Origin of the sequence: Bradyrhizobium sp. (assembly GCF_019244115.1) — a bacterium.
Taxonomy (GTDB): Bacteria; Pseudomonadota; Alphaproteobacteria; order Rhizobiales; family Xanthobacteraceae; genus Bradyrhizobium.
In genome coordinates this window covers 1-3,865 of sequence record NZ_JAFATE010000864.1, presented here as the reverse complement: position 1 = coordinate 3,865, position 3,865 = coordinate 1, and the positions used below count along the sequence as shown (strand labels likewise).

Annotated in this window: 3 protein-coding genes; all 3 read left to right on the top strand. The window is 61.4% G+C overall.

Annotated features, from left to right (window positions below; all coding sequences use genetic code 11):
* The first annotated feature begins 69 nt into the window (after positions 1 to 69).
* Entirely contained in the window at positions 70 to 1,971 is a 1,902-nt protein-coding gene (locus JOZ76_RS36425; protein ID WP_291706207.1) for an extracellular solute-binding protein, read from the top strand.
* Between the two features lie 3 nt (positions 1,972 to 1,974).
* A complete protein-coding gene (locus JOZ76_RS36420; RefSeq protein ID WP_291706206.1) occupies positions 1,975 to 3,081 on the top strand; it encodes a microcin C ABC transporter permease YejB in 1,107 nt (368 codons plus the stop codon).
* Positions 3,081 to 3,865, top strand: a 785-nt coding sequence (locus tag JOZ76_RS36415; protein WP_291706205.1) for an ABC transporter permease, incomplete at its 3' end; no start/stop codon positions are given. The genes JOZ76_RS36420 and JOZ76_RS36415, both read left to right, overlap by 1 nt.

The window sequence follows — 3,865 nt, the reverse complement described above, 5'->3', positions numbered from 1 at the left end:
CGGAATTTCGGGATTCCCCACAGTGTGGTGGTGGGACGCTGAGAAAGCGGCCAAGACAGGCGGACGCTCTTGAGCGGCCCGCCTCGATCGTTCCGCCTTTCACGCCGGCATCTGCTGGGTCTGTCGCTCGGCGCGGCAAGCCTGCCGTTGTGGCGACCTGCGCGCGCCGATGACGGCGCGATCGAGTCGCATGGGATGTCGGCATTCGACGATCTGAAATATCCGGCCGACTTCCACCATTTCGAGTACGTGAATGTCGATGCGCCGAAGGGCGGCATGATCTCGCTGTTGCCGGCGGTGCGCACCAACAATCAATCCTACCAGACTTTCAATTCGCTCAACGCCTTCATCCTCAAGGGCGAGGGCGCGCAGGGCATGGACCTGACCTTTGCGACGCTGATGACCCGCGCCGGCGACGAGCCCGATGCGGTGTATGGCTTCGCGGCAAAGTCGGTGCAGATCTCGCCGGACAAGCTGATCTATCGCTTCACGATGCGCCCGGAGGCACGCTTCCACAACGGCTCAAAACTGACAGCGCATGACGTCGCCTGGTCGCTGACCACGCTCAAGGCCAAGGGGCATCCTTTGGTGGTCGTGCAGATGCGCGACATGGTGAGCGCGGAAGCGCCTGACGATGCGACCGTTGTCGTCAAATTCGCCGAGAAGCACGCGCGCGACGTGCCGCTTTATGTCGTGAGCCTGCCGATCTTCTCGCAGGCCTATTATGCGAACCGGACGTTCGAGGAATCGACGCTGGACACGCCGCTCGGCTCCGGGCCGTACAAGGTCGGAAAGTTCGAGGTCAATCGCTTCATCGAGTTCGAGCGCGTCAAGGACTGGTGGGCCGCCGATCTGCCGGTCAACCGCGGTACTTTCAATTTTGACGTCGTGCGCTACGAGTTCTACCGCGACCGCGACGTCGCCTTCGAAGGTTTTACCGCCAAGAGCTACCTGTTCCGTGAGGAGTTCACGTCACGCATCTGGGCGACGCGTTACGACTTTCCCGCGGTCAAGGACGGGCGGGTGAAGCGCGAGATCCTGCCGGACGATACGCCATCGGGGGCGCAGGGCTGGTTCGTCAACACGCGGCGCGACAAGTTCAAGGATCCGCGCGTGCGCGAGGCGTTGATCGACGCCTTCGATTTCGAGTGGACCAACAAGTCGATCATGTACGGCGCCTATTCGCGCACCGTGTCGCCCTTTCAGAATTCGGAGCTGATGGCGAAGGGGCCGCCGTCGCCGGACGAGCTGAAGCTCCTGGAACCGTTCCACGGCCAAGTACCGGAAGAAGTGTTCGGCGCCCCCTTCCTGCCGCCGGTCTCGGATGGATCGGGCCAGGACCGCACGCTGCTGCGTAAGGCGCAGCAATTGCTGAGCGAGGCCGGCTTCGTCATGAAGGACGGCAAGCGGGTTTCGCCGAGCGGCGAGGTGTTCAGCATCGAATTCCTGTACGAAGAGCAGGCGTTCGAACCGATCCACGCGCCCTACGTCAAGAACCTCCGCACGCTAGGGATCGACGCGACCCTGAGGCTCGTTGATGCCGTCCAGTACCGCGCACGGGTGGAGGATTTCGACTTCGACATGACGATGGAGCGCTATAGCTTGTCGGCGACGCCCGGCGACGCCATGCGCCCGTTCTTTTCGTCGCAGGCGGCCAAGACCAAGGGTTCATACAATCTGGCGGGCATCGCCGATCCGGTCATCGACGTGCTGATGGAGAAGATCATCGCAGCGCCCGCCCGCGCCGATCTTACGACCGCATGCCATGCATTCGATCGAGTGTTCCGCGCCGGGCGGTACTGGGTGCCGCAATGGTATCGGAACACGCATCCGGTGGCCTATTGGGATGTGTTCGATCATCCGAAGACCCTGCCGCGCTATCAGACCGACAATTATTCCTCGGGGCTCGGCGAACGGACGCTGTGGTGGTACGACGCGACTAAAGCCGCCAAGCTCGATCAGGCGAAGTAGATTATGAGCGCCTATATCGCCCGCCGCATTCTCTTCATGATTCCGACGCTGTTCGGGATCCTGTTCGTGTCGTTCGTCGTCGTGCAGTTCGCGCCGGGCGGTCCGGTCGAACGCGTCATCGCGCAGCTCTCCGGGTCCGACACCGGAGGGACCTCGCGCATCTCGGGCGGCGGCGGCGATCTCGCGCGCGCCGGGCCGACGGGAGCGGGAGCCGGCGAGATCAACTCGAGATATCGCGGCGCCCAGGGCCTCGATCCCGACTTCATCAAGAGCCTGGAAAAACAGTTCGGCTTCGACAAACCGGCGCCTGAGCGCTTCGCGCTGATGTTGTGGAACTTTGCGCGGTTCGATTTCGGAAAAAGCTATTTCCGTGACATCAGCGTGCTGCAGCTGATCAAGGAGAAGATGCCGGTCTCGATCTCGCTCGGGATCTGGATGACGCTCCTGACCTATCTGATTTCGATCCCGCTTGGCATCCGCAAGGCGGTGATGGACGGCTCGCGCTTCGATACCTGGACCTCGGCTGTCATCATCGTCGGCTATGCGATTCCGGGTTTCCTGTTCGCGATCCTCCTGATCATCCTGTTCGCCGGCGGCTCGTTCCTCAACATCTTCCCGCTGCGCGGGCTGACCTCGGACGGCTGGTCGCAGTTTCCCTGGTACTGGAAGATCATCGACTATTTCTGGCACATCACGCTGCCCCTGATCTCGATGGCGCTGAGCGCGTTCGCCACCATGACGCTGCTCACCAAGAACTCGTTTCTTGACGAGATCCGCAAGCAATATGTGATGACGGCGCGTGCCAAGGGCTGCAGCGAACGGCAGGTTCTGTACGGCCATATTTTCCGCAACGCGATGCTGATCGTGATCGCGGGCTTCCCCGGCACGTTCATCCACGCCTTCTTCTCGGGCTCGCTGCTGATCGAGACAATCTTTTCGCTCGACGGACTCGGTCTGTTGTCCTTTGAGAGCGTTCTCAACCGCGATTATCCTGTCGTGTTCGGCACGCTCTACATTTTTTCGCTGCTCGGTTTAGTGGTCAACCTGATCTCCGATCTCACCTATATGTGGATCGATCCGCGGATCGATTTTGAAAGCCGGGAGGTCTGATGACGGTCATCGCGCCTCCCCCGGTCAAGACCACCAGGAAGCCGCTGCCGCCTCCGGTCGAGCCCGCGCCGGCCGCGCCCGCGCGCTTTCATGTCTCGCCCCTCAATCGCAGGCGCTGGCAGAATTTTAAGGCCAACCGCCGCGGCTATTGGTCGTTCTGGATCTTCTCGATCCTGTTCGTCGTCTCGCTGTTCGCCGAGCTGATCGCCAATGATCGCCCGCTGTTCATCAATTTCAATGGGCACTGGTACTGGCCGGCTTTCGTCAGCTACTCCGAGACGACTTTTGGCGGCGACTTCGAGACCGCGGCTGATTACCGCGATCCCTATCTTCAGAAGCTGATCGCGGACAAGGGCGGCACGGTCGTTTGGCCACCGATCCGCTACCACTACGATACGCATAATCTCGACCTGCCGACGCCGGCGCCGTCAGCGCCGACCTGGATGCTGACCGAGGCGCAGTGCAAACAGGTGGTGGAGAAGAAGGGCCTCAAGGGCTGCCGCGATCTCGAATACAACTGGCTCGGCACCGATGACCAGGGCCGCGATGTCGTGGCACGACTGATTTACGGCTTCCGCATTTCCGTGCTGTTCGGGCTGACGCTAACGCTGTTTTCCTCGATCATCGGCGTCGCAGCCGGCGGCGTGCAGGGCTATTTCGGCGGCTGGACCGATCTGATCTTCCAGCGCGTGATCGAGATCTGGAATTCGATACCGGAACTCTATCTGCTGCTGATCATATCTGCGGTGCTGCCGCCCGGCTTCTTCATCCTGCTCGGCATTCT